We start from the raw sequence: 26042 nt of genomic DNA, 5'->3' as shown, positions 1-26042 counted from the left end.
GCATGCCTTATTTGTCTTGCTTTGAAGTCATAGGTAAAGAAATCACGACGGTTTGCGCCGCAGGCGGTGAAAACATGCGTAACTGTGTCACAGCACGAGAACCAATCTGTGCAGTCGCACCAAAGGTTTGTTGCTCAATCAATAAACGCCCCCATTCAGCATTTAAATCATCTTTTTCACGCATATATCCACTCAAATCACGATAATCATGACGATATTCAAATACTTGGAACACCACCATCATCGCACTAATGAAGACCAATGCAAGAAGCACAGCATACACCACAACTTTTTTCAGTCCCTTTTTGCTGCTAGATAAAACCTCATCATCATTTTTTTTATTCATTATCTGCCTTTTTGCTCTAAACGCTCTGCCACACGCAACCATGCACTACGTGAACGAGGATTTGCTTTTACTTCTGCTTCACTCGCACGAATACGAGACACTTTCTTTAAACGTCGCGTATCAACCTGTGCTTGAGGCATCCCCCAACCATGATCTTCCGCTAAAGTTGATTCTTTTTGGATAAACTGTTTAATCAAACGATCTTCCAAAGAGTGGAAGCTAATCACAGCCAACTGTCCTTGTACTTTCAACAATTCTACAGCTTGCGGTAAAAATGTTTCAATATCATCAAGCTCTTTATTAATTGCAATACGAATCGCTTGGAAAGTACGTGTTGCAGGGTGTTTGTGCTTTTCCCATTTCGGATGAGCAACTTTGACAATTTCTGCAAGTTGAGCAGTTGTCGTAATTTCACCTGCCAGTTTAATGGCCTTGGCAATACGACGGCTATAACGCTCTTCGCCATATTGGAAAATAATATTGGCTAATTTTTCTTCTTCAATTTTTAATAACCATTCAGCCGCAGTCAAACCTTGAGAATTATCCATACGCATGTCTAACGGGCCATCTTGCATAAAACTAAAACCACGTTCGGCTTGATCAAGCTGTGGCGATGACACGCCTAAATCCGCCATGATGCCATCGACTTCTGTGATCCCAATATTGGCTAATTCAGCTTGAAGATCAGCAAAACTGGCATGGATAATTTTAAATCGTGAATCTTCTTGTTCTAATTGTGCTGCGACTGCAAGTGCTTGCGGATCTTTATCAAAGGCGTAAACACGCGCATTTTGATCCAACTTTGAAAGTAAGAGCTTAGTATGCCCTCCTCGACCAAAAGTTGCATCGACAAAAACACCAGTATCGCGACCTGCCAATACGCCATCAACGGTTTCATGAAGTAAGACAGAAATATGCGACATAAGAATGGGATCAACAGCTGAAAATGTAACTGCACATTATCACCTTGTTTTATGCCAGCACCAAACGACTTTTTGTAGAGAATTCTTAACTTTTCATAGATAAAACCGTTTTCTTATCATTTTTTATGCAACAAAAAAGCAAATACCTTCTGTATTTGCTTTTCGATATGCAACTTGAAATTTCATGACCGATCTATTTATGGTCTATCCGCATAAATTTGATCAAAAACCGCACCATTTACAAAATGTGTTTTTTGCGCTTTTGCCCATCCACCAAATACATCATGAATGCTAAATAATTTAATCTTCGGAAATTGTTGGGCATATTTTGCTGCAACTTGTGGGTTACGTGGACGGAAATAATGCTTTGCCGCAAGTTCCTGCCCCAATGGTGAATAAAGGAAATTTAAATAACCTCGTGCTAAATTGCGATTGCCATCTTTATCCACGGTTTTATCCACGATTGCCACTGATGGCTCAGCCAAAATCGAAATTGATGGATAGATAATGTCATATTTATCTTTACCCAAGCCTTGGGTTGCCAATAAAGCTTCATTTTCCCACGATAGTAGGACATCACCAATACCACGCTCAGCAAATGTGGTTAAAGAACCACGCGCACCAGAATCGAGTACTTTGACATTTTGATACAGCTTTTTCACTAACTCACGGGCTTTGACATCATTACCACCGGGTTGTTTCAACGCATAGCCCCATGCCGATAAATAAATCCAACGTGGCGCGCCCCCTGTTTTCGGATTTGGGGTAATAATTTCAATGCCTGCTTTGGTAAGATCATTCCAATCACGAATATTTTTCGGATTGCCTTTACGCACAAGGAATACCACTGTTGACGTATAGGGTGCTGAATTATTTTTAAATTGTTTTTGCCAATCTTTACGAATGAGACCTGCATTGGCAATTTCATCAATATCATTGGCTAATGCTAAGGTCACAACATCAGCCTGTAAACCATCAATCACCGATCGTGCCTGTTTACCTGAACCGCCATGCGATTGTTTAAAGTCTACATCTTGACCTGTTCTTTGTTTCCAATACTGACCAAATGCTTGATTATATTCTTGATAAAACTCACGTGTGGGGTCATAGGATACATTCAAAAATGTTGTTGCTGCTTGCGTTACACCATTTAAACCTAAAGCGAGCAATGCCGCTGCGATCACTGTTTTCATTTATTGTTTGCTCATTTCATATCAACCATGACCACTATATTTAATTAAAAACATTTTACAATCATATGGTTATATCAATAAATTAATAAATATTCTCTTTTTAAGATATCGTAATTACGCGTATGGATTACACTAAAAATGCTAAGACTTCTTACCCACAACTCAGAATTGAGAAAAATTCTCATTCTCCACTTTTTCTACACATTTACTTGCTAAATTTGAGTTGTACATAAACTAGCCATAGAATATGCAATACACAAAAGAGTGTTTTATTCTTATATTTTTGCAAAAAATGTGACTTAGTTGTACTTTTTCATTAAGATTTATGTTTAAATCGTCGGATTAAAGCAATACTATAGTAATTTGGTTAGTCTTGTAGACTCAATGTCATGAAGGGGATATTAACAGTGCAAGCATTAAAATTTAAAAAAACACTATGCTTAAGCTTATTTTTAGTTTGTTCTGTTCAAGTTGGACATGCCGCAGCAATTAAAGAAAGTAATAACATGAAAACGATTGATAAATCATCGTCTTTAATTGTAAAAGCACTTGATCAACAAAAGCGCAATACAGCAATGTTACCCTCGACTGATGATGAGTTAAAAATGTTGAATACGATACGTACAACACCAACTCAAAATTTCTTTGCAAACCAACATGAACGTTTTTCACGTTTTGTTCAAACCATATTCCAACCACATACGTCTTAAATTTTTAAATATGTAATCCTTCACATGTTTAAATGGGCCTAGTCATGCTGTGACTAGGCTTTTTCGTTATAATAGTTTCAATTTTAATTTAATCTCCGATCACTTATGAAAGTCCGTACTCGTATTGCACCTTCCCCTACAGGTTTTCCGCATGTAGGTACTGCCTATATTGCATTATTCAATTTATGCTTTGCCAAACAGCACGGCGGTGAATTTATTTTACGTATTGAAGATACAGACCAACTCCGTTCAACTCCTGAATCTGAAAAAATGATTTTAGATTCATTACGTTGGTTGGGGTTGAACTGGTCAGAAGGCCCAGATGTCGGTGGCCCACATGCACCTTATCGTCAGTCAGAACGTATGGGAATTTATAAGCAATACGCTTTAGACCTAATTGAAAAGGGTCATGCGTTCTACTGTTTTGCAACCGCAGAAGAACTTGACCAAATGCGTGCTGAACAACAAGCGCGCGGTGAAACACCCAAATATGATGGTCGTGGTTTAAAACTATCACAAGAAGAAGTACAACAACGCCTTACTGCGGGTGAGCCACATGTCATTCGTATGAAAGTACCTGAAGAAGGTATTTGTAAAATCAATGACCTACTTCGTGGCGAGGTTGAAATTCCTTGGGCCCAAGTCGACATGCAAGTGCTATTAAAGACAGATGGTCTACCGACCTACCACCTTGCCAATGTCGTTGATGACCATTTAATGGAAATCACCCATGTATTACGTGGCGAAGAATGGTTGCCTTCGGCACCTAAACATCAATTACTTTACCAATACTTTGGTTGGGAAATGCCAACGATTTGTCACATGCCATTATTGCGCAACCCAGACAAATCAAAACTATCTAAACGTAAGAACCCAACCTCGATCAATTACTATCGCGATATCGGTGTTTTACCAGAAGCACTATTGAACTACTTAGGTCGTATGGGCTGGTCAATGCCAGATGAACGTGAAGTGTTTACCCTACAGGACATGATCGAAAACTTTGATGTACAACGTGTCTCACTTGGTGGCCCAATCTTTGATGTTGAGAAACTCAATTGGCTCAACGGTCAATGGATCAAAGGATTGACACCTGGACAACTTTTAGACCGTTTATTGTCATGGAAAAGTGATCGTCAAACCCTTGAAGATATCGCTGCTGCAATTCAACCGCGAATTAACTTACTCTCTGAAGCGGTGAATTGGGCTGGTTTCTATTTCAATCACATGCCTCAAATCAGCAAAGAACAGTTTGAAAGCAAAAAATTGACCGAAGAACAAGTTCGTCAAAGCCTACAATTTGCAATATGGCGTTTAGAGAGTCAGTTTACTTGGAATAATGACACCGTTAGCCAAACACTGATGGATTTGGCAAATCAAATGGAAATTAAACTCCGTGACTTCATGCCTGCCTTCTTTATTGCGATTGCAGGTTCGACCAGTTCAACCCCTGTGATGCAGTCTATGGTCACACTTGGCCCAGATTTAACATTTGCTCGTTTACGCCACGCCTTAGAACTTGTTGGTGGACCAAGCAAGAAAGAATTAAAAGTTTGGGAAAAACTGAATGAATCACTAAAATTGCCGAAAAATGATGCAAATAGTGAGACTTAATTGAGTTTAATGATTGACGTGTGAGTGCAATCATCCTAATATTGCGCTCACACAGACTGGGGTCATAGCTCAGTTGGTAGAGCGCTACAATGGCATTGTAGAGGTCAACGGTTCGATCCCGTTTGGCTCCACCAAATTTTAAGAACAGAGAACTTAAAGTATCACTTTAAGATTTTTTCTTAAAATTTAAAGTGAACTGCTGTGCGCAAGCAAGTAAAGCTCTACAAAATATGCAAAAAGTTTTTGCACAAAAGCCTCGATAAGTCCCTATCGTCTAGAGGCCTAGGACATCGCCCTTTCACGGCGGTAACCGGGGTTCGAATCCCCGTAGGGACGCCAAATTCTAAAAAGCCACTGCATTGACAGTGGCTTTTTTATTGCCTCTTCGCTTCTAACTTTAATTCGTGCTTTTAAATGTCGATTGCCGACTCAAAGCTCGAATTGATCTACCCATTGCTGAGCCGATCCATAAAAAGAGTTATAAATGGCTATTAATACGCTAGCAATAAGGCAAAAGTATCGTTTCTTTAAACAAGATATTGACCAATATTTTGCTAAAAATTTATTTTTTACTGCAATTTCAACATTTTGTTTAAACCGATTAAAACCCTCTCAATATCTACAAATTTCTATTAATTTTAGGTCTATTTTTTAGGAATAAGCTTTTGATAATTATAAATATATATCAATTAAATTGCACATTTTAAAATTTCCCCTAAAATAGCCGCTTCTCAATGCTTGGGCAAATTGTCGTATGCAATCTTCCAACTCAAATGCGACGTCAGAATCAAAGACTTTAAAACGTGCAATGAGCACTCGCCACCTTGTCATGCTTTCTCTAGGAGGAGCAATTGGTACAGGTCTATTTTTAGGTTCTGGCGAAGTCATCGCTCAAACAGGTCCGATTGGTGCAATTATCGCTTATGTATTAGGTGGTCTCATCGCCTACATGGTCATGCTTTGTTTAGGCGAACTTGCAGTACACATGCCTGTTGCAGGATCTTTTGGTGCATACGCTCAAAAATATATTGGCCCAAGTACGGGTTACACCATTTCTTGGCTGTATTGGCTTACATGGACAGCAACACTTGGTACAGAATTTACGGCTGCGGCTTTACTCATGCAAGAGTGGTTTCCACACATTTCGATGTGGATTTGGACTATTGTTTTTGCCATCATTATTTTCGGGCTAAACATCAGTTCGACCCGTATTTTTGCCGAATCTGAATTTTGGCTTGCCCTTGTTAAAGTCATTACCGTGATTGCATTTATTATCCTCGGTTTATTGGCCATTTTCGGCTTAATTCCTTTTCATGGTTCAGAATCAGCACCGTTATTTCACAATTTAACCGCACATGGTTGGTTCCCTCAGGGCTTAGTTCCAATTTTCACCACCATGTTAATTGTTAACTTTGCATTTTCTGGGACTGAGTTGATTGGTGTTGCGGCTGGTGAAACCAAAAACCCAGCAGAAAATGTCCCTAAAGCGATCAATGCTGCAATTTGGCGTTTACTTATTTTCTTCGTTGGTACCATCATCGTTATCAGTGCCCTACTGCCATTTCAAGTAGCAGGCTTGGGTGGTGAAGGTGTCAGTAGTAGCCCTTTCGTAACCGTGTTTAAATATATTGGTATTCCTTATGCCGATGATATTATCCGCTTCGTGATTATTACGGCTCTATTATCTGCTGCAAACTCAGGGCTTTATGCAGCATCACGAATGATGTGGTCTCTGTCTGATCAACGCCAATTGCCAAGCATATTTTCAAAACTTTCTAAGAGTGGCACGCCGATTATTGCACTTATCGTCACGATGTTTGGTGCAATTCCAGGGCTTTTATCAGAACATTTTGCACCTGAAACTATCTTCAAAAATTTATTGGGTGTTGCTGCATTCACCATGGTTATTGTGTGGATGAGCATTTGCTTGAGTCAATTTAATTTTAGACGTCAGTGGTATAAAGCTGGGCACACTGTAAAAGACTTAAAGTTTGCTGCACCACTTTATCCAATTGTCCCTATTTTAGGATTTGTATTCTGCCTGATTACTGGTTTAAGTATGGCGGCTGATCCAGAAATGTATGCGGGCTTTATTGGTTGCTTAATCTTCATTGCAGCTTGTTATCTGAGCCACTACATTTTTTATCGTGATCGTAAATAAAAATCATGAAGATAAAAATGCAGCTTAAGCTGCATTTTTTAGCGCAATCGAAAACAGTTCATTGGGTATTTTTTGCTTAAATGTTTCATTTTGATTACTTATTCGACGATATGTTTTATTTTTAGACATTCATAAACTTTTTTTAGATTTTCTTGAGAAAAGTGTTTGACACCCTACCTAATTCACCCTAATATACGCCCACCTCTGAAACGTCCCTATCGTCTAGAGGCCTAGGACATCGCCCTTTCACGGCGGTAACCGGGGTTCGAATCCCCGTAGGGACGCCAATATTTAATATTTTTCAGATGTATGCCTCATATAAGTCCCTATCGTCTAGAGGCCTAGGACATCGCCCTTTCACGGCGGTAACCGGGGTTCGAATCCCCGTAGGGACGCCAAATTCTAAAAAGCCACTGCATTGACAGTGGCTTTTTTATTGCTTATTCAGTGCCAATTCCAACTTGGACTTCTAGACGCCCAGACTGAACACGTAAACCACGAATCTCAAATTGGTCTACCAACTGTTGCACTAAGTCACGACTTTCTTGCAAAATATTCAGACCAGGTAAAATACTAAAATCGGTCAAGCTTAATAACTTATCCACCATCCATGAACGGTTATTAATGAAATCAATAAAGCCTGCTTCTTCTAGGTCGATATACCACAAACGATGCCCTTCTTTTTGAATGCCCGGCACATCGCGAATCAAATGATTAATCAGAAATGGAATAGGTAAAGAGTTAATCAACTCAAAACTAATATTGCCAACTCTCCGTGCAGCCCAATTGGTCAAAGTACCACCATGACGGATTTGTAAGTCAAGGTGCTCATCAACCTGACATAAGCGTAAGTATTTTTCCTGTCCAATACGGCATTCTAAAACATTAAACTCTAAGGAAAGACGATAAAGAAAACGACGATAGTGCCCATCTAACTCAATATGGAACCGATCATTGCCACATTCAATTCGAATATCATCTATTTCAGAACGATCCATGCGTTTCCGAATTTGGTTATTCAGCAGCATTTCAGGTAAATATAAAGTTAAACTACTTTTACCTAACGATGCGCGAGCCATTGCCAGTGCAACCTGACGTGCGGCTTCACTGGTTTCTGATACCATATCGCGAACAGTATTACGCATCCCCTCAACACCACGTTTGGTATGATGAGTGACTTGATCTAAGGCATCTAATGCAGCATCTGCCACCCCTGCAATATTACGAGAGGTGTCACTTGCAAACTCCACAGCATCTTGTGCATGTTGCAGTGTCTTGTTGATTAACCGACGTGATAAAGACGGTTTTCCATCAGATGATTCTATATCTGCAGGCATAATATCGAACATTGCCTTTTTATCATCTTGTCGATTCAAGATGTTCTCCCTATTCCCTTCTTAGCAACTCAATTCTTCATATGAGTAACAATCTACTTTATAAACTTATTTGCTATTTTTATGTAGATTAGCATGCTATCTAAAGCAATTTGCGTCTTTTTGTTGCACACTTTTAAATTATTTAATGTCTTCATTTTGCAACTTTCACGCAGAAAACATTACATTTCACTTTCTTTCAACGGTACTGTCTCATTCATCTCTTGTTTCAAAAACACTTGATGAAGACGAATATCTTTATACCTCTCCAAAGCATGTTGAATAGGTGCAAGTCTTTCCTCAATATTTGCAACGTCTAAATGAATCACTTCTCGTAAAGCAACCCATGCGGCTTGCATTTTCTCAAAATCATGACCTTTCTCCAGTTTCTCCTGCATCCAATCAAATAAATCCTGCGCACGTTGCTCTGTTTCAAACTGGTAAGCCAACAATCCACTCGATAGTGCAATTTCATCTAACTGACCAAGTAACCGCGATTGTAACTGTTGTAAACATTGACGTTTATTCACTAAATAGGGCTCTAGAATATTCTTTTGGAACTCCAGTGCAAAAGTCGTCATTTCATTGACAACAATATCTCGTTGCTCATATAAATCATTTCTTTCAGGATGCTGCTTATCAAGACGAAAATCTCCCAAATACGCATCAATCCCTTGTTCTAGGATCATTTGTATCGGTTCCACACTCGTCACTGAATTTGGTTTTATTTCAAACTTCGATAAATAAAGTAGCAATTGATCTCGTTGTTTCGGTTCAATCAACAACCCCAACATCTCAATATCCTGTTGAAGTGCCAACCATAAGCGCATCAAGAGTGGCTCAACTTGCTCTATCTCATGTTCATGATTGTTAAAAATCCGTAACACAGCATTCTGCATCGCACTCGACTCTGCCAAACCTGCACAGACAAGGTGATCAGTGAGGAGTTGCGGTGCATTTGCAATAACCTCTTTACTATACGGAAGGTGAAAATCTCGCCCACCTAGCATTCCACCTAGAGATTTACCCAGTGAACTTAAACCACGTCCCACATCCGCCAAAATATTGGTCTCTATTGCCTGAGTTTGCAAAATAACGGGAGGCAATAAAGCATTCACAGCAGCTTGCAATGTTTTCAGATATGTCTTCTGATCAATCGGTTTCTCAAATTTAGATAACAAATCAATCGCATACTCAATATCGCTAACATACGGCATGTATTCAGATTGCCGACGATTCACCAAGCACTCAATATAGGCATAAAACGCGATTTCACTGCGTTGTATCGACTGCTGTGATGCCCATTCATGCTGTTCAATGGCTTGTGTATATTGTTCTACCCCTGCATAGGCTTTAGCCAAAGCCACTGCATGTTTTGCACTTGGGTATTTTTCTTGAAGATAATGCAGTAAATCAATTTTAGGCTGTTGATCCAAACAACGATCGAGCTGACGTAGATAGGTATTGATCTGTTGTTGCGTCGGTTGAGGGACTAAAAAATTGAGCTTATACATCAAGCACTGTTCATACCATGCATATTTTCTAGCATGAGATTCATAGCTTGGAATAAATTCATTTTCAATCAATTGAATTAATTGTGATATATATAAAAGTTCTTCATCTGTTTCATGCTGAAACTTCCATTGTTTCGGCAATGACACTTTAAACAGTCTTAAAAAGAAATTTGCACTTAAATCAGGGCTTTCCATACTGACCAGCATGAGTTTATCTTGGGTAGAAAGATGACCTTCTCCCTTTGTAATACGTGCTAAACGTAATTTTAGAATTCTGGTGGGCAGCATGTAATTCCTTGCGAATTATTGAGCAAATTCGTGAATCAAATTAGCATGACTGATACTGCTTTAGCGAACAGGTTTAGACGAACTGTAATAGGCTGTCTACCTTTTTTATGAACCTACTCAGCGATTTAAGCAACACACAAAATAAATAAGTTTATATATTTGAACAATTCAAGATTTTAGCTTTTGCATAATTTTCGGTAAAATAAACAAAATACTATAGGAAACCTCTATGCAATACCGTTGCCCTAAATGTCAAAGCGTGAAAATTATGCCTGTCAGTCAGGGTGCCAATAGCCCTCGTCCAAATGTACCTAAAAGTTTGGTGCTTTTAGTCCCTGCTATTTTTATTTTATTGGTACTGGTATTGATTAGTGTTGCCATGTGGATTTTCGGAAATGGTGCTGGTCAAGGTCTACAAATTGCAACCGTTGTGGTGTTTGTGGTCTGTGTGATTGCAGGCATTTTATTCTGGCGTGATCTGCCTGATTTTAAGATTTCAATGCAAGCTTTTATGCAAGCGCAAAAGCATTGGAAATGCCGTGATTGTAATCATGAATGGCAGAATTAATACAACATTTTAAATGGATATTCACATCAGCTTAATGCTGATGTGAATGATCATGCTGTTCGCCTTCAACATGTTGATGCGTATGCTGACAATTCATTTCTGCATCATCTTCAATTTGCAAAGTCACCTCAGCAATACCATGTTCATGTGATAACATTTCGATTGCAGTACGATGCAACTGATTACGATCTATGTTCGGTGCAAACAAATGAACCGTCAGATGGATATTTTTGGATGTGATCGCCCAAACTTTTAATTGATGGATACTTTCAACTCCATCCAATGCAAGTAAATCATGGCGTAATTTTTCAATATCAATTTCTTCAGGCACGCCTTCTAACAAAATATTGATACTTTGTCTGAGCAAAATCCAAGTTCTTGGTAAGACCCAAAAACCAATCGCAACTGCAATAATGGTATCAACCCAATACCAATTGGTGTAATAGATAATCACCGCACCAATAATGACACCAACAGAACCTAATGCATCACTCAGCACTTCTAAATAAGCACCTTTCATATTCAGACTTTCAGTCGCACTGGACATTAAAATCTTCATTGAAATTAAATTAATGATCAAACCTATTGAAGCCACAATCAACATACCAAGACTTTGAATTTCAGGCGGTTGGGTAAAACGTTGATAGGCTTCGTAAAGAATATACATCGCCACAAAGAACAGCATTGATGCATTAAATAATGCCGCTAAAATCTCAAACCGTTGATAACCAAAGGTGCGTTTATTATCTGCAGGACGTTTCGCAATTTTAATCGCTGCTAAAGCAATCGCCAATGCAGCAGCATCGGTAAACATATGCGCTGCATCAGAAAGTAATGCCAAACTTTGCGTGATTAAACCCGCTATAAATTCAATAACTAAAAATGTAGTGGTCAGTATTAGCGCAATGGTTAACTTTTTCGCATTGCCTTCAGTGACGGCGGCATGGCTATGATCATGCCCTTGATGTCCACTCATATTGGACTCCTTATCATTTTGTAAGTAAGAAGTTTCTTTTATCGTGCTTACACTGCCTCGAATTAAAGCCTAAATCAAATGGTATGTGTATAGGCCTCTTCCTACTTTGAAGGATCAAAGTAGGCAAAATCCTTTGTAGGTCTGACGGTACATCCATGCCACCTATCACAATAGCGAATACTGATTTAGATTCCGCTAAATGACACTAATCAGAAACTTTCTCATTCATCCAACGATACACCACAGGTAAAATCAACAGCGTCAGTAAGGTAGAGGAAATAATTCCACCAATCACGACCGTTGCCAGAGGACGCTGCACTTCCGCACCCGTCCCCGTCGCAATCGCCATTGGAATAAAACCTAGCGAAGCAACAAAAGCTGTCATCAAGACCGGACGCAATCGGAGAATTGCCCCCTGCCATGTTGCTTTATGCACATTAAATTGCGCACGCAACTCCTTGATGAAACTGAGCATCACCAAACCATTGAGGACGGCAACCCCAGAAAGCGCAATAAAACCGACTCCTGCTGACATCGATAATGGAATATCTCGTAGCCATAAAGCAATCAAACCACCTGACAAAGCAAACGGAACACCGCTAAACACCAACAAGCTTTCTTTAATATTACGAAACACCGCCATCAATAAAATGAAGATGGTGATCAATACCAATGGAATCACGATTTGCATACGTGCTGCCGCAGAAGCCAAGTTCTCGAACTGCCCACCATATTCCAACCAATAGCCCGCAGGTAGCGGTTGTTGTTTGAGTGTCGCCTGTAACTCTTGTACAAATGAACCCAAATCACGTCCTTCAACATTTGCGGTCACAATGACCCGACGTTTGCCATTTTCACGACCGACCTGGCTCATCCCTAAAATCGTTTCCACTTTGGCGACATCTTGTAATTGGATCAAACCACCATTTGGCAATTGGATCGGCAACTGTGCCAAATTCTGTGCGGTACGCTGTTCATCAGCTAAACGGATTTCAAACTCAAAACGGCGATCTCCTTGCAAAATTTGCCCCACATTTTGACCACCCACACTTGTGGCAACCACATCTTGAATGGTTTTCACCGACAAGCCATATTGCGCTGCAAGTGGATTATTGATATCGACATTGAGTACAGGCAAGCCCGTCGTTTGCTCAACTTTAACTGCCGTCGCTCCCGAGATTTTCTGGACTTGTTGCGCAATTGCCTGTGCTTGGGTATTCAGCACATCCATATCATCGCCAAAGACTTTAATCCCGACATCACTCCGCACACCTGAGATCAACTCATTAAAACGCAGCTCAATCGGCTGAGAAAATTCGCTATTATTGCCTGGGATGGTTGCTAAAAATGCCTGCATACGAGTCCGCAGTTCATCAATCGTTTCTTTCGGATTTTTCCACTGATCATATGGTTTCAACAAGATCACGGCATCCGAGATATTTGGCGGCATCACATCCGTCGCAACTTCAGCAGTCCCCGTTCGTGCAAACACCGCTTTGACTTCAGGGAAATTTTTCAAAATCAGTTTTTCTGTGTTCTCCTGCATGCGTAAAGACTGTTCCAGACCCGTACTCGGTGAACGCATTTGCTGTAAGGCAAAATCACCCTCACTTAATTGTGGTGCAAATTCACTCCCAATTTGAGTCGTCAGCACGCCTGTTAATACCAGAATACTGATTGCTAAAGCCACCACCACCATTTTGAATTGATACGCCCAATCAAGGATGTGTTGGTATTTACGTTTCAGTGCTTGCATCCAACGAGATTCTTTTTCTTTCACTTCACCTGTAATAAACAGTGCAACAGCCGCAGGAACAAACGTCACCGATAGAATCATCGCACCCAACAATGCCATCACCACGGTCATCGCCATTGGATGGAACATTTTGGCTTCCACACCTGAAAGTGCAAAGATGGGTAAATACACCACCATAATAATGGCTTGCCCAAATAATAACGGCTTACGTGCTTGTTTTGCTGCAAGAAAGACTTCTTTAAAACGTTCTTGTCTCGTTAATAATCGCCCTGCATGATGCTGTGCCTCCGCAAGCCGTCGAATACAGTTTTCAACAATAACCACCGCACCATCCACAATAATTCCGAAGTCCAATGCCCCCAAACTCATCAAATTGGCACTGATATTTTTTTCAGCCATTCCTGTCAAAGTGAACAGCATGGAGAGTGGAATCACACAGGCAGTAATTAAAGCGGCACGGAAATTGCCCAAGAACACAAACAGAATCACGATGACAAGAATCGCACCTTCTACTAAGTTTTTCTGAACAGTTTTAATCGCTTTATTGACCAAACTGGTGCGGTCATACACTGTTTCAATTTCAACACCTTTTGGGAGCGTCAATTGGATTTCTTTAACTTTTGCACCTACTGATTGAGCCACGATGCGGCTGTTTTCACCCAACATCATCATGGCGATACCCAGTACCGTTTCCTCACCATTATACGTGGCAGCACCTGTACGCAGATCATGTCCGATCGCAACACTAGCAACATCTGCTACACGAATCGGTAAACCATTTTTTGTCGTTACGCTAATATTTTGAATATCTTCAACCGTGCTGAGCATACCTGGTACACGCACCGTCAACTGTTGACCATTTTCCTCAATAAAACCTGCGCCTCGATTTTCATTGTTTTCCTGTAATGCCGTTTGAAATTCCGTCAACGAAATCTGTAACTGTTGTAGGCGTTTAAGGTCAGGAGAAACAATATAGGTTTTATTATATCCCCCAATACTATTGATCTCCGCAACGCCTTTGACACGCTGCAATTGCGGACGCACAATCCAATCTTGAATCTCTCGTAAATCCATTGCGCTATAAGGTGTACCATCTTCCTTTCTCGCATCAGGTTGAGCCTTGATCACCCATTGATAAATCTCACCAAGCCCTGTTGATACAGGTGACATCACGGGATCAACAGCATCAGGTAACTGCCCATCTGCTTCCTGCAAACGTTGATTGATCAATTGCCTTGCCCAGTAAATATCAGTGCCATCTTTAAAAATAATGGTGACCTGCGATAAACCATAACGGGAAATTGAACGCGTTTGCTCTAGATTCGGAAGTCCTGCCATCGCCGTTTCAATCGGATAAGTAATCCGTTGCTCGGTTTCTAAAGCGGTATAACCATTGGCTTGGGTATTAATTTGCACCTGCGTATTGGTAATGTCCGGTACAGCATCTATCGGCAGTTTTTGATAACTCCAAATGCCAATCGCAATCCATGTCATTGCAAACAAAATCACCCAGATGGCGTTGTTAATCGCAAATTGAATAATGCGATCAAACACACCCTCTGGCTTGGGTAAAAGAGAGGAATTAGTGCCCATGTTCAGCCTCTCCTTTCTCAAGTTCTGATTTCAGTAAGAAACTGCCGACTGCCACATAAGATTGCCCTGCGCTTAGACCTTGAGTAATTTCGACCCATTGTCCATCTTGCGTACGCTGACCGATTTGAACAGGAACAGCCTTGAAGTCAAAACCTTTGTTCTGATTGGTCTGCGCAACAAATACCACGTCTTTGCCTTCGACCTGTTGAATCGCTTCAGAACTCACGCGAATCACAGATGATTTTGAACCTGCTTGTAGTTCAACATTGACCATCAGATTTGGACGTAATTCAGTCGCATTCGACAATACTTTGGCACGAATCTGTAAGCGCCCCGTTTGAGCATCTGCCTCCGTGGTTAGGCTCTGAACTTGGGCATTAAAAATATTGCCTGTTTGTAGCGATTTAAAGCGAATTTGCTGATTGGGTTGCACATTGATATTCGCCATAGTGGGCAACACAAATTCCAACCAAAGTTGATCTAACTGATCAATGGTAAACAATTGATCGGCAAGTTGAACATTTTCACCGATGACAATATCTTTATTACTGATCACACCACTGATCGGTGCAGTTAAGGTATAGCGACCATTTGAGCCAGAACTTGCGCCAAAGGCGCTAAGACGCGAACGAACTGCCTGTACCTGAATTTGTGCCTGACGATACGTATTATAAGCACGCTGATAGTCTTGTTTGGCAGAAATACCTTGAGACCATAAGCGATGTTCACGCTCATAATCTTGTTTGGCTAAATCCAAATTGGTCTGGGCAATCTGCAAATTAGCTTGCTGATCGACTAAGTCTGGCACCAATAAATTCGCCAAAGCCTGACCGCGTTTCACTTGCTGACCTAATTCCACATGTACCGATTCAACCCGCCCTGCAAAGCTTGGTGATACATGCGCTTGCCGATCTGTATTCACGACCAATTTTGCAGGAAAAGTTTGAACCTGATTCACTTCACCCAATGCCACTTGTGCCAATTTGACACGATGCTGCTGCATTTGCTCTGCAGTTAAACTAAGGCTTTCTTCAGCCTCATGTTCCTCACCATTTTCATCATGAGCAGATTCAGCTTTTTCACTTTTCTGATGAGCATGTTCTTGTTCACCCTGTGCAGCACTTTCAGCAGTTTTGCTCTTGTTATTCCACAATAGTCCGACTGCCAAAAGTATCGTCAGTACGGCAATCACCACAATCCAAAGCCACTGAGAAGGTGTTTTTTGTTTGATATTCATCTCTTATTCTCCGACTTGGCTTGGGAAAGCATTACTTTGTTGCCAAACACGTTGATTCAATTGCATCAAAGCGTCTTTAGCCATGATCTGTTCTGTTGCAAGCCCTATACGCGCACTTTGTACGTCAATACTGAGTTGCCATGCCTGTTTGAGTAACTGAACTTTACGCAAACGAACATCCTGTAATTGTGCCGTTGCCTGCTGCACATCAGTCACTGCAAATTTACCTAGACGAAAACCTTGTAAGGTTTTTTGCTGAACTTGTACAGCCAATGGAATTTGCTGATCATTCAGTTGTTGAAATTGGGCTTGCAAACCTTTTAACTCAGCCAAACGTAAATCAATATCCAACTGATTTTGCTGACGGTAAAAGCGTTGTTGTTGCTGAATCAGTGTTTGCTTTGCTTCTGCAATTTGAACCCCATATTTTTGTGAATTAAAAATATTGAGTGGGATCTCCACCCCTAAGCGGATTTGATTTTCAGTATTTTGATCTGCCGAACGAGTTCGATTCACACCAAAAGTCATAGTCGGTTGTGGGCGAGATTTTGCTTTGAGCTGATCAATATTGGCTTGTTGACGCTGAGTTTCTAATTGCAAACTACGCTCAAATAAATTCTGGTTGTGCTCGACAGTGGGTTTAATCTGGGTCGCCTGTGCCCAAAGTTCGTTCACACTTGGGGCAATAACAAATTGATTGAGGTCACTTCCCCAAAAACTCGCTAATTGCTGTTGTGCAATCCGAAGCTGTAGATCTGCCTGTTGGTAAATTCGCTGGTTTTCTAAATGTGCAATTCGAACCCGCTCTACATCGACTTGGGCAATACTACCCGCCTGATAACGCTTTTCTGATGCATCTAAGTTCTGTTGACTGACCTGTAACTGTTCAACAACAACGGATTTTTCCAGTTGAAATAACGCCACTTGTGACCAAACAAATTGCACGATCAGCTCAAGTTCAGCATCGTAACGTTGCTGATCCAAATCAATTTGATTGGCTGAAAGTTTTGCGACTTTCTGTGCAGCCTTACGCTGACCAAATAAGTCTAATGACTGGGAGATTCCAATCGCTAACTCTCGATCTTGATCATTTTGCAGACCCGTTTGCTCAATCGAGAGACTTGGATTTGCCCATAGACCACTTTGTTGTAGCCTTGCATTTGCCATCTGCTGTTGGGTTTGCCAACCAGACTGTTGGCTTTGATAAGCACGAACGTGTTCTAAGATTTTTTCAAAATTAACATCACGTTGCAGCATCCTTGTAGAAGCCTGATTAGCATCCAATAATGGCTGTGCTGCAACTGATTGCTCAACAAATAGGGTCGTTAAAGCAATCCCAAGTATTGACCATTTCAATGGCGATAAAAGCATATGATTTTTTAGCGTGCGCTTTTTGAATGCACAGATACGCTGATTTAAACTTAAAGACATAGAGAGCCCCGCAAAGTAATAAGATTGCGGTGGGCTATTTTTCGGCTACCCCACCTATAGCGGGGTGTAGAGCGGCGGTGGATTTATTCCAGATAAATGCGGGGATTGATAAAAATTTGACCAATAATATTGTTGTTCTGACTGCTGAACTCGTAAAACAGGTGTATCAAGCAGTTGTTGTGCTTCAGTAACAACCACATAAAAACATGATGGTAAATGATCGTGATGATCTTGCAAGCTCAAAGGCATTGGTAAATCAGTCGTATCCTGGTTAATCGAATGAATATGCTGTTTCGTTACAACTTCAGCATTCGCAGGAAGATGATGACCAAAATGACTATCTAAGATTGACTGTTGACTAATATTTTCATGTCCACAATACGCGGCAGCCACATTCCAAAGACTTTGGAATATGAACAAACTCAATAAGACTGTCATAAATACAGCAGAACGTCGCACGTTTGATCAACTGTTCAAAATTTATTGAAGCATAGCAACGAAAGCTTATGTAATAAAATTACATTATTAAGTGAGATTGTTTTAATTACGTAACCAATCTTATAAATCCATTTTTTGTCCTTCAAATGATAATCTAAGCAATAAAAAAACCAGCCCGAAAGCTGGTTTCCTTTAGTTTACAATTAATTAACCCGTAATTTTCTTATATTTAGCACGTTTAGTTGCCGCTACATCACCTAAACGTGACTGACGATATGCTTCATATTCAGCATAGTTGCCTTCGTAAAACTCAGGTTGCTCATTTTCAAATGACAAGATATGCGTTGCAATACGGTCAAGGAACCAACGGTCATGCGATACCACCATGACGGTACCTGGGAATACAAGAATTGCATCCTCAAGTGCGCGTAGTGTTTCGATATCCAAGTCGTTCGATGGCTCATCCAGTAAGATGACGTTCGCGCCCATTTGCAGGATTTTCGCCAGTTGTAAACGGTTACGCTCACCACCTGACAGCTCCCCTACACGCTTCTGCTGGTCTTGACCTTTAAAGTTAAAGCGACCGATATAAGCACGTGATGCAATTTCATAATCGCCAATTCTTAAGATATCCAAACCGCCAGAAACCTCTTCCCATACGGTTTTGTTGTTATCTAAAGTGTCACGAATCTGACCGACATACGCAACTTTAACCGACTCACCCAAAGTCACCGTACCTGTATCTGGCTGTTGTTCACCAGTCATCATACGGAATAAGGTGGTTTTACCTGCACCGTTCGGACCAACAATACCCACAATCGCAGTTGGTGGTATGGTAAACGTCAAGTCTTTATACAACAAACGACCATCAAATGATTTGCTGATCCCTTCAACTTCTACAACTTTATTGCCTAGACGTGGGCCAGGTGGAATATAAATTTCAGAAGTTTCGTTACGCTGTTGGAACTCACGCGAGTTAAGTTCTTCAAAACGCTCCATACGTGCTTTGTTTTTCTTTTGCTGACCTTTAGCATTTGAACGAACCCATTCAAGTTCTTTTTTCAATGCTTTAGCAAAAGATTCTTCTTGCTTGTTTTCTTGCTCTAGACGCGCATTCTTCTGTTCTAACCAAGAAGAATAGTTACCTTGATAAGGAATACCCATACCGCGGTCAAGCTCAAGAATCCATTCAGCAACGTTATCCAAGAAATAACGGTCATGCGTAATCGCAACGATGGTGCCTGGGAAGTCTTTTAAGAAACGCTCTAACCAAGAAACAGATTCTGCATCCAAATGGTTCGTTGGTTCGTCCAATAGCAACATGTCTGGCTTAGAAAGCAATAAACGACATAAAGCAACACGACGACGCTCACCACCAGATAGCAATGATACATCTGCATCCCAAGCGGGTAGGTTTAATGCACCTGCTGCTTGTTCCATTTGGTTATTGAGGTTGTGTGCATCCCAAGCATGGATGATTGATTCTAATTTTTCTTGCTCTTTTGCAAGTGCATCAAAATCTGCATCTTCCGCTGCATATTCCGCAAAAACTTCATCTAAACGAGCAAGCGCATCAAGCGGCTCACGTAGACCATCTTCAACGTTACCACGAACGTCTTTGCTTGGATCTAATGGCGGTTCTTGTTCTAAGTAGCCGATTTTGATTCCTGGTTGTGCGCGTGCTTCACCTGAGAAATCTTTATCTACGCCAGCCATAATACGGAGTAAGGTAGATTTACCAGCACCGTTCAAACCAAGCACACCAATTTTTGCGCCTGGGAAAAATGATAAAGAGATGTCTTTTAAGATTTCGCGCTTCGGCGGAACCATTTTTGACACTCGATTCATCGTATAAATATATTGGGCCACGCAGGACTCCTCAATTGAAAAACCAATAAATCGCAAAAAGCGAAAAATAATCGCAGTTATTATACGCCGAAAACCCAATTAACATGAAGTTAAGATCATATTTGTTTACGCCAATCCAAGGATTTTATTTTTCAAGACATTACACCATCAAGCATATGGTCATGATGACACATAAAAATAGACCGACATTCTATTCATATGAATAAAAACGCAATAAATCTCATAAATTATGCACCATTTTGGATAGCTTTTAAGCTACACTCGGTCACTATTTAACTCACGTAGATGATGTAATCATGACCTATAAAGATGAAACTTTAGCGATTCATGCGGGGTATTCTCCAGAAGCAACCACCAAAGCGGTTGCCGTACCGATTTATCAAACCACTTCATATGCCTTTGATAATACACAACATGGTGCGGACTTATTTGATTTGAAAGTACAGGGGAATATTTATACCCGTATCATGAACCCCACCACTGCGGTACTTGAACAACGCCTTGCAGCACTCGAAGGTGGTATCGGTGCGCTGGCTTTAGCTTCAGGTATGGCGGCAATTACCTATTCGATTCAGACCATTGCTGAAGCAGGCGACAATATCGCTTCTGTATCCACTTTATACGGCGGAACTTATAACTTATTTGCACATACTTTGCCAAAACAAGGCATCGAGGTACGTTTCTTTGATTATCAAAATCCCGAAGCGTTACGCTCTATTATTGATGATAAGACCAAGTTAGTCTTTGTTGAATCAATTGGTAATCCGCTTGGTAATATTATTGACCTAGAAGCGATAGCAAAAATTGCACATGAATATGGTGTGCCTGTGATTGTCGATAACACTGTTGCGACTCCTGCTCTATTAAAACCATTTGAATTTGGGGCAGATATTGTCGTGCACTCCCTCACTAAATACATCGGCGGACATGGCAATAGTATTGGGGGAGCAATTATCGACAGTGGTAAATTTCCTTGGGGGAAATATCCTGAGCGTTTTAAAACATTAAATACACCCGATCCAAGTTATCACGGTGTCAATTATGTTGAAGTACTCGGTGAAGCAGCGTATATCGCCCGTGCCCGCGTAGTTCCATTACGGAATACAGGGGCTGCGATTAGCCCTCTCAGTGTATTTCTCATTTTACAAGGCTTAGAAACTTTGAGCCTCCGAATGGAACGTCATACTGAAAATGCCCGCAAAGTTGCAGAATATTTAAAACAACATCCAAAAGTAAAATGGGTTAATTATGCAGGTTTAAGCGACCATCCACAGCATAATTTGGCACAAAAGTATGTGAAAGGTAAACCTTCAGCCATCCTTTCTTTTGGTGTACAAGATGGTTTAGAAGGCGGCACACGCTTTATTGATGCCCTACAACTGTTTACACGTTTGGTCAATATTGGTGATGCCAAAAGCTTGGCGTGTCATCCTGCAACCACAACACATCGACAACTTAATGCTGAAGAACTCAAATCAGCAGGGGTTAGCGAAGACCTTGTGCGTTTATCAATTGGTATTGAACACATTGACGACTTAGTTGCAGATCTTGAACAAGCCCTTGCCCAAGTTTAAGTTGAATAAAATCAAACAGCCTCTCTTTTAGAGGCTGTTTTTTTGTTCTATACTCTAAAAATATTATTGCTTTTTCAACTATTGCAATATTGGGTTTTAGAGTTTTTACTCTAAAAAATTTATTATATTTCAAATATTTACACTAGACAAACAAAAAATATCGGTTAATATTAGTACAAAATAAAGTGCAGTGTTTAATCGCAATAAAAAAGCATTGCAAACAACAGCTTGATTAATGTAGGTAACTTACATGAACGCAAAACTCAAAAAACTTTTTCAACAAAAAGTCGACGGGAAAACAATCGTTGTCACTGGTGCATCAAGTGGCATTGGTTTAACGGTATCAAAATATCTTGCTCAAGCAGGCGCTCATGTCTTGTTACTTGCTCGTACTAAAGAAAAATTAGACGAAGTCAAAGCTGAGATTGAAGCTGAAGGCGGAAAGGCTTCGGTATTTCCATGTGATCTTAATGATATGGAATCAATTGATGCTGTTTCAAAAGAGATTTTAGCTGCCGTTGATCACATTGATATTCTAGTGAATAACGCAGGACGTTCAATTCGTCGTGCGGTACATGAGTCAGTTGATCGCTTCCATGATTTCGAACGTACAATGCAATTGAATTACTTCGGTGCAGTACGTTTGGTATTGAATATCTTGCCACACATGATGCAACGTAAAGACGGTCAAATCATTAACATCAGCTCAATTGGCGTACTTGCAAATGCAACTCGCTTCTCGGCTTATGTAGCGTCTAAAGCGGCACTTGATGCATTCAGTCGTTGTTTGTCTGCTGAAGTTCACTCGCACAAAATTGCAATCACTTCGATTTACATGCCGTTAGTGCGTACCCCAATGATTGCACCAACCAAAATTTATAAATATGTACCGACGCTTTCTCCTGAACAAGCAGCAGATTTAATTGCTTATGCGATTGTGAAACGTCCGAAAAAGATTGCAACCAACTTAGGTCGTCTTGCATCAATTACTTATGCGATTGCACCAGATGTAAATAATATTTTGATGTCTATCGGCTTCAACTTATTCCCAAGCTCTACAGCATCTATCGGTGAGCAAGAGAAATTGAATCTCATGCAACGTGCCTATGCTCGTTTGTTCCCAGGTGAACACTGGTAATCTTTTCAATTCAGTTAGAATGTCAAAACAGCGTATCAATAGATACGCTGTTTTTTTATGGGTTACACAATGGATGAAGGTGATGTCTGATTAATCCAATCCGCAGTTTTAGCAATAGCCATCTTTAAATCACCCGTTTGCATATTCCAACGTTGTTTAAATTGTTTGAGTGGCTCTAATTCAAGTTGCTCTGTTCTGAGAAAACTCAACATCTCGGCTGACATTTCTAATTGATCCGCCAACCATTGCCATTTCAATATCAATTTTAAGATCCCTATGGGTACATGCTGCCTCGGTGCAGACACATGAAGTTGCTGAGCAATAATCTGTGTCAATTGAGAGAGTGGAATCTTTTGTTCTGCGGCAACCAACAATGCCTGATTCGATAAGTTTATATCCGTTGCAGCTTGTGCCATGACTTGGCATAAATCATCCACTCTAACCAAAGGTAAATAATGCTGTGGTGTCGCAGGAATTGCGCTCATTTTCCGACGTTTTAATAGATCAATCATTTGTGCAATCGGCTGATTGTTTGGTATCTCACCTGAAACCGCATCACCACAGACCGTCGCAGGATGAATAATCGTCCAATCAATCGCTAAATGTTCAGCCTGTTGTATCCAAGCAAAATGTGCCTCTATTTTGGAAGCTTCATACGCTCCCAACTGTTGATACACAGATAACCAATTGGTTCGATCAGGTTGTTCTAAACACACACCCGCCTGTTGCAAATGCGAGAGAATAGTCAACATATAACCTGAAACATGTACCGCACGCTGTAGATCACAATGCTGTGCTACACAACGAAGTAAGTTTAATGCGCCATCGACATTCACAGCACGAGCTTGTTGCATACTGAGATTCCACGCAAAAAGTGCGCTACTGTTATACAGCGTATTCACTGAACTTAATTTTTCCCAATCTTGCTCACTGATTCCAAGCTTTGGTTGAGTCACATCACCTTGAATAAAGCTCAACCTTTGAATCGAGACCTGCTTGAGACTCAACCACTGTTCTAAGATAGTTTGCTGCTGTATTGGATTACGCAATAAGGCAAAAACGTGATGCCCTCTTTTTAATAATTCGGCAATTAAAAATCGACCGACAAATCCTGTTGCACCTGCAACCAAAGCAACCTGTTGTTGATGAGATTTTGTTTGCTTATTTTCCATTGTGTATGCCTTATTTTTCAAGATAGGAATAGGCTAAAGGATGGAGTACACTCAATGGTCAAGGCATTTCTAATCAAATTTTATATAACAATAAAGGTACTATGATGTTAATTGGACAACTCTCAAAACAAACCGAACTCAGTCGGGATACCATCCGTTTTTATGAAAAAATGCAGCTGATTCAGTCCATCACTCGTAATAACGGGTATAAAGATTATCCTGAACAAACCTTACAACAATTACACTTAATACGAACTGCAAAAAATCTAGGGTTTTCACTTAATGAGATTAAACAAATTTTAGCACTGACCACACAAGGGGAAATTCCAGCCATTCAAGTACAAGACATTTTCCAAGACAAACTGAATATGATTGATGAAAAAATTGAACAGTTAATGAATATCAAAACCATGTTAAGCCGATTTACACAAGGTGAGGCATGCCCACTCAGAGCGGATTGCCCGATCCCTGACTTAAATTAAAATTTGATAAGGGGAATGATCGTCATTACTTGCATGTCATGCCTTATTGGCGTTGTTTTATCCACCAGTACAATACATGGCTGAAGTGCCGATAGACCCTCGTTATTTTTCAAAAACTAAAGAAATGATATGTGACCTTATTGCCAATTCCAAGCTTATTTCCCCTTACGCCAACGCTACTTAAATGCATCCTATGTAAAAAATATCGCTATAAAAACATACAAAATTAGTGTCATTTTCATGTTTTTTTAGCGGTATATAACATTCGGTAAAGATTTAATTACAGAATCTTACGGATTAAGAAAGGAGTAGCGATGAATCAAACATATAGTAAAGCAGAAAGAACCAGCCGCATAAAAGGGATTGTTGGTGCGGCTTCAGGGAACTTAGTGGAATGGTTCGATTTTTATATTTATGCAGTTTTTGCTGCTTATTTTACCCATGCACTCACAGCACCCGACATGGAAGCCACCACCAAAGCAATTTATGTCTGGGGAGTATTTGCCGCTAGCTTCTTTATGCGCCCAATCGGAAGTTGGTTATTTGGACGTATTGCAGATCGTCATGGACGTAAACAATCTATGGTCATTTCGATTTGCTTAATGGCACTCAGTTCATTTTTATTCGCAGCCTTACCAACCTATGAGCAAGTGGGTATGTTTGCCCCATTTTTACTCCTTATGGTTCGGTTACTCCAAGGTCTCTCCGTTGGTGGTGAATACGGTGCTGTTGCCACCTATATGAGTGAACTTGGCTTAAAAGGGCAACGAGGTTTCTTCGCTTCTTTCCAATATGTGACATTATCAGGCGGACAATTGCTGGCGAGTTTACTTGGTGTGATCTTGCTCGGTTTTATGAGTGAACAACAATTGAATGATGGTGGTTGGCGTATTCCATTTGTGATTGGCGGTGTTGCTGCCTTACTTTCTCTTGCAGCACGTAGCCGTTTGGAAGAAACCTTATCACATGAAGATGCAAAACATGAAGAATCGGGCAGTTTAACCGCCTTACTTAAACAACACTGGAAAACATTCTTATTGGTGGTCGGTTATACCTCAGCAGGTTCACTGACCTTTTATGTGGTGACGGTTTATTCAAAAACCTATCTCACCAATATTGGTATGGATGGCAAAACTGTCGGCTTCATCATGACCACTGCCCTGTTTGTATTTATGCTTGCTCAACCATTTTTTGGAATGCTCTCGGATCGAATTGGTCGACGCGCCTCAATGCTCGCTTTTAGCTTACTGAGTGCCATATTTATTTACCCAGTGATGGTGACAGGTATGCGTAATTTTGCAGATTCACCTGTCATCATTACCTTATTACTCATTTTCCTCATGATGTTACTCAGCTTCTATACCTCGATCAGTGGTTTAGTCAAAGCTGAAATGTTCCCAACTCATGTCCGTGCCTTAGGTGTCGGTTTTTCTTATGCCGTGGGCAATGCATTATTTGGTGGTTCGGCACCCTCTGTCGCGTTACTATTTAAAGATGCAGGGATTGAAAACTCTTTTTTCGTCTACGTGATTATCATGCTGATTATTTGTTTCTTCTGTAGTTTGGCATTACCGAAAAAACCTGAATATTTGGAGCATGATCATTAAATAAATCGAGTATCAACAAAACTACATTTGCTTTCTCAACTGTGGTTTTGTTGATATAGGATTTCACAATAACTTCAAC

Annotated in this window: 20 protein-coding genes and 4 tRNA genes; 12 read left to right on the top strand and 12 right to left on the bottom strand. The window is 40.5% G+C overall.

Going from position 1 to position 26042, the window contains the following annotated elements:
• Positions 1 to 7 precede the first annotated feature (7 nt).
• From ftsL to MMP60_RS01185, 3 genes are all read right to left on the bottom strand, one after another.
• A complete protein-coding gene (gene ftsL / locus MMP60_RS01195; protein WP_241334606.1) occupies positions 8 to 346 on the bottom strand; it encodes a cell division protein FtsL in 339 nt (112 codons plus the stop codon).
• On the bottom strand, positions 346 to 1269 hold the full coding sequence (gene rsmH, locus MMP60_RS01190; protein ID WP_241334605.1) for a 16S rRNA (cytosine(1402)-N(4))-methyltransferase RsmH: 924 nt from the start codon (positions 1267 to 1269) through the stop codon (positions 346 to 348). Before rsmH ends, ftsL begins: the two co-directional genes overlap by 1 nt.
• Positions 1270 to 1466: 197 nt before the next feature.
• Positions 1467 to 2462: a sulfate ABC transporter substrate-binding protein gene (locus MMP60_RS01185; protein ID WP_241334604.1), complete on the bottom strand. Its 996-nt coding sequence runs from the start codon at positions 2460 to 2462 to the stop codon at positions 1467 to 1469.
• Between the two features lie 407 nt (positions 2463 to 2869).
• On the opposite strand from MMP60_RS01185, the gene MMP60_RS01180 reads away from it, so the two are divergent.
• The 7 genes from MMP60_RS01180 to MMP60_RS01150 all read left to right on the top strand — a co-directional run bounded on the left by MMP60_RS01180 (position 2870) and on the right by MMP60_RS01150 (position 7345).
• The gene (locus MMP60_RS01180) at positions 2870 to 3172 is read left to right on the top strand and encodes a DUF4179 domain-containing protein (protein WP_241334603.1); all 303 of its coding nucleotides are present in this window, start codon (positions 2870 to 2872) and stop codon (positions 3170 to 3172) included.
• Between the two features lie 105 nt (positions 3173 to 3277).
• The gene (gltX, locus tag MMP60_RS01175) at positions 3278 to 4786 is read left to right on the top strand and encodes a glutamate--tRNA ligase (protein WP_241334602.1); all 1509 of its coding nucleotides are present in this window, start codon (positions 3278 to 3280) and stop codon (positions 4784 to 4786) included.
• A gap of 58 nt (positions 4787 to 4844) precedes the next feature.
• A tRNA-Ala gene (locus MMP60_RS01170) sits at positions 4845 to 4920 on the top strand.
• Between the two features lie 129 nt (positions 4921 to 5049).
• Positions 5050 to 5125: transfer RNA gene (locus MMP60_RS01165), tRNA-Glu, on the top strand.
• Between the two features lie 415 nt (positions 5126 to 5540).
• Complete coding sequence (locus tag MMP60_RS01160; protein WP_241334601.1) at positions 5541 to 6947, top strand: amino acid permease; 1407 nt, start codon at positions 5541 to 5543, stop codon at positions 6945 to 6947.
• A 211-nt stretch (positions 6948 to 7158) separates the two neighbouring features.
• A tRNA-Glu gene (locus MMP60_RS01155) sits at positions 7159 to 7234 on the top strand.
• 35 nt (positions 7235 to 7269) lie between these two features.
• Positions 7270 to 7345 (top strand) — tRNA-Glu (locus tag MMP60_RS01150).
• Between the two features lie 42 nt (positions 7346 to 7387).
• Here MMP60_RS01150 and MMP60_RS01145 read toward each other — a convergent pair.
• Both MMP60_RS01145 and MMP60_RS01140 read right to left on the bottom strand, forming a co-directional pair.
• A complete protein-coding gene (locus MMP60_RS01145; protein ID WP_228129336.1) occupies positions 7388 to 8296 on the bottom strand; it encodes a hypothetical protein in 909 nt (302 codons plus the stop codon).
• Between the two features lie 206 nt (positions 8297 to 8502).
• Positions 8503 to 10122, bottom strand: a complete 1620-nt coding sequence (locus MMP60_RS01140) for a hypothetical protein (RefSeq protein WP_241334600.1) — start codon at positions 10120 to 10122, stop codon at positions 8503 to 8505.
• Between the two features lie 229 nt (positions 10123 to 10351).
• On the opposite strand from MMP60_RS01140, the gene MMP60_RS01135 reads away from it, so the two are divergent.
• Positions 10352 to 10690, top strand: a complete 339-nt coding sequence (locus tag MMP60_RS01135) for a zinc-ribbon domain-containing protein (RefSeq protein WP_241334599.1) — start codon at positions 10352 to 10354, stop codon at positions 10688 to 10690.
• 31 nt (positions 10691 to 10721) lie between these two features.
• On the opposite strand, the gene MMP60_RS01130 is transcribed toward MMP60_RS01135, so the two are convergent.
• The 6 genes from MMP60_RS01130 to ettA all read right to left on the bottom strand — a co-directional run bounded on the left by MMP60_RS01130 (position 10722) and on the right by ettA (position 19990).
• Entirely contained in the window at positions 10722 to 11666 is a 945-nt protein-coding gene (locus MMP60_RS01130; protein WP_241334598.1) for a cation diffusion facilitator family transporter, read from the bottom strand.
• 205 nt (positions 11667 to 11871) lie between these two features.
• Entirely contained in the window at positions 11872 to 15015 is a 3144-nt protein-coding gene (locus tag MMP60_RS01125; RefSeq protein WP_241334597.1) for a CusA/CzcA family heavy metal efflux RND transporter, read from the bottom strand.
• Positions 15005 to 16252 carry an efflux RND transporter periplasmic adaptor subunit gene (locus MMP60_RS01120; RefSeq protein ID WP_241334596.1) on the bottom strand — a complete coding sequence of 416 codons (1248 nt, stop codon included), beginning with the start codon at positions 16250 to 16252 and terminating at the stop codon, positions 15005 to 15007. The genes MMP60_RS01125 and MMP60_RS01120 overlap by 11 nt, the downstream gene beginning before the upstream one ends.
• Positions 16253 to 16255: 3 nt before the next feature.
• Positions 16256 to 17683 carry a TolC family protein gene (locus MMP60_RS01115; protein WP_241334595.1) on the bottom strand — a complete coding sequence of 476 codons (1428 nt, stop codon included), beginning with the start codon at positions 17681 to 17683 and terminating at the stop codon, positions 16256 to 16258.
• A gap of 54 nt (positions 17684 to 17737) precedes the next feature.
• Positions 17738 to 18121: a cation efflux protein, CzcI-like gene (locus MMP60_RS01110; protein ID WP_241334825.1), complete on the bottom strand. Its 384-nt coding sequence runs from the start codon at positions 18119 to 18121 to the stop codon at positions 17738 to 17740.
• Positions 18122 to 18328: 207 nt separating this feature from the next.
• Positions 18329 to 19990: an energy-dependent translational throttle protein EttA gene (gene ettA / locus MMP60_RS01105; protein ID WP_241334594.1), complete on the bottom strand. Its 1662-nt coding sequence runs from the start codon at positions 19988 to 19990 to the stop codon at positions 18329 to 18331.
• Between the two features lie 296 nt (positions 19991 to 20286).
• Between ettA and MMP60_RS01100 the strand changes: the two genes are divergently transcribed.
• Complete coding sequence (locus tag MMP60_RS01100; protein WP_241334593.1) at positions 20287 to 21564, top strand: aminotransferase class V-fold PLP-dependent enzyme; 1278 nt, start codon at positions 20287 to 20289, stop codon at positions 21562 to 21564.
• 250 nt (positions 21565 to 21814) lie between these two features.
• Positions 21815 to 22702 carry an SDR family NAD(P)-dependent oxidoreductase gene (locus MMP60_RS01095; protein ID WP_241334592.1) on the top strand — a complete coding sequence of 296 codons (888 nt, stop codon included), beginning with the start codon at positions 21815 to 21817 and terminating at the stop codon, positions 22700 to 22702.
• 62 nt (positions 22703 to 22764) lie between these two features.
• Here the strand turns inward: MMP60_RS01095 and MMP60_RS01090 are convergent, their stop codons facing one another.
• Positions 22765 to 23874, bottom strand: coding sequence for an SDR family oxidoreductase (locus MMP60_RS01090; protein ID WP_241334591.1), 1110 nt, complete (start codon positions 23872 to 23874; stop codon positions 22765 to 22767).
• A gap of 104 nt (positions 23875 to 23978) precedes the next feature.
• Here MMP60_RS01090 and MMP60_RS01085 point away from each other — a divergent pair, with 104 nt between their 5' ends.
• Both MMP60_RS01085 and MMP60_RS01080 read left to right on the top strand, forming a co-directional pair.
• The gene (locus tag MMP60_RS01085; protein ID WP_241334590.1) at positions 23979 to 24356 is read left to right on the top strand and encodes a heavy metal-responsive transcriptional regulator; all 378 of its coding nucleotides are present in this window, start codon (positions 23979 to 23981) and stop codon (positions 24354 to 24356) included.
• Between the two features lie 314 nt (positions 24357 to 24670).
• Entirely contained in the window at positions 24671 to 25963 is a 1293-nt protein-coding gene (locus MMP60_RS01080; protein WP_241334589.1) for an MFS transporter, read from the top strand.
• Positions 25964 to 26042 lie beyond the last annotated feature (79 nt).

The sequence above is a fragment of the Acinetobacter sp. ANC 4805 genome (assembly GCF_022549495.1).
GTDB lineage: Bacteria > Pseudomonadota > Gammaproteobacteria > Pseudomonadales > Moraxellaceae > Acinetobacter.
This window is presented reverse-complemented; position numbering and strand designations above follow the sequence as displayed.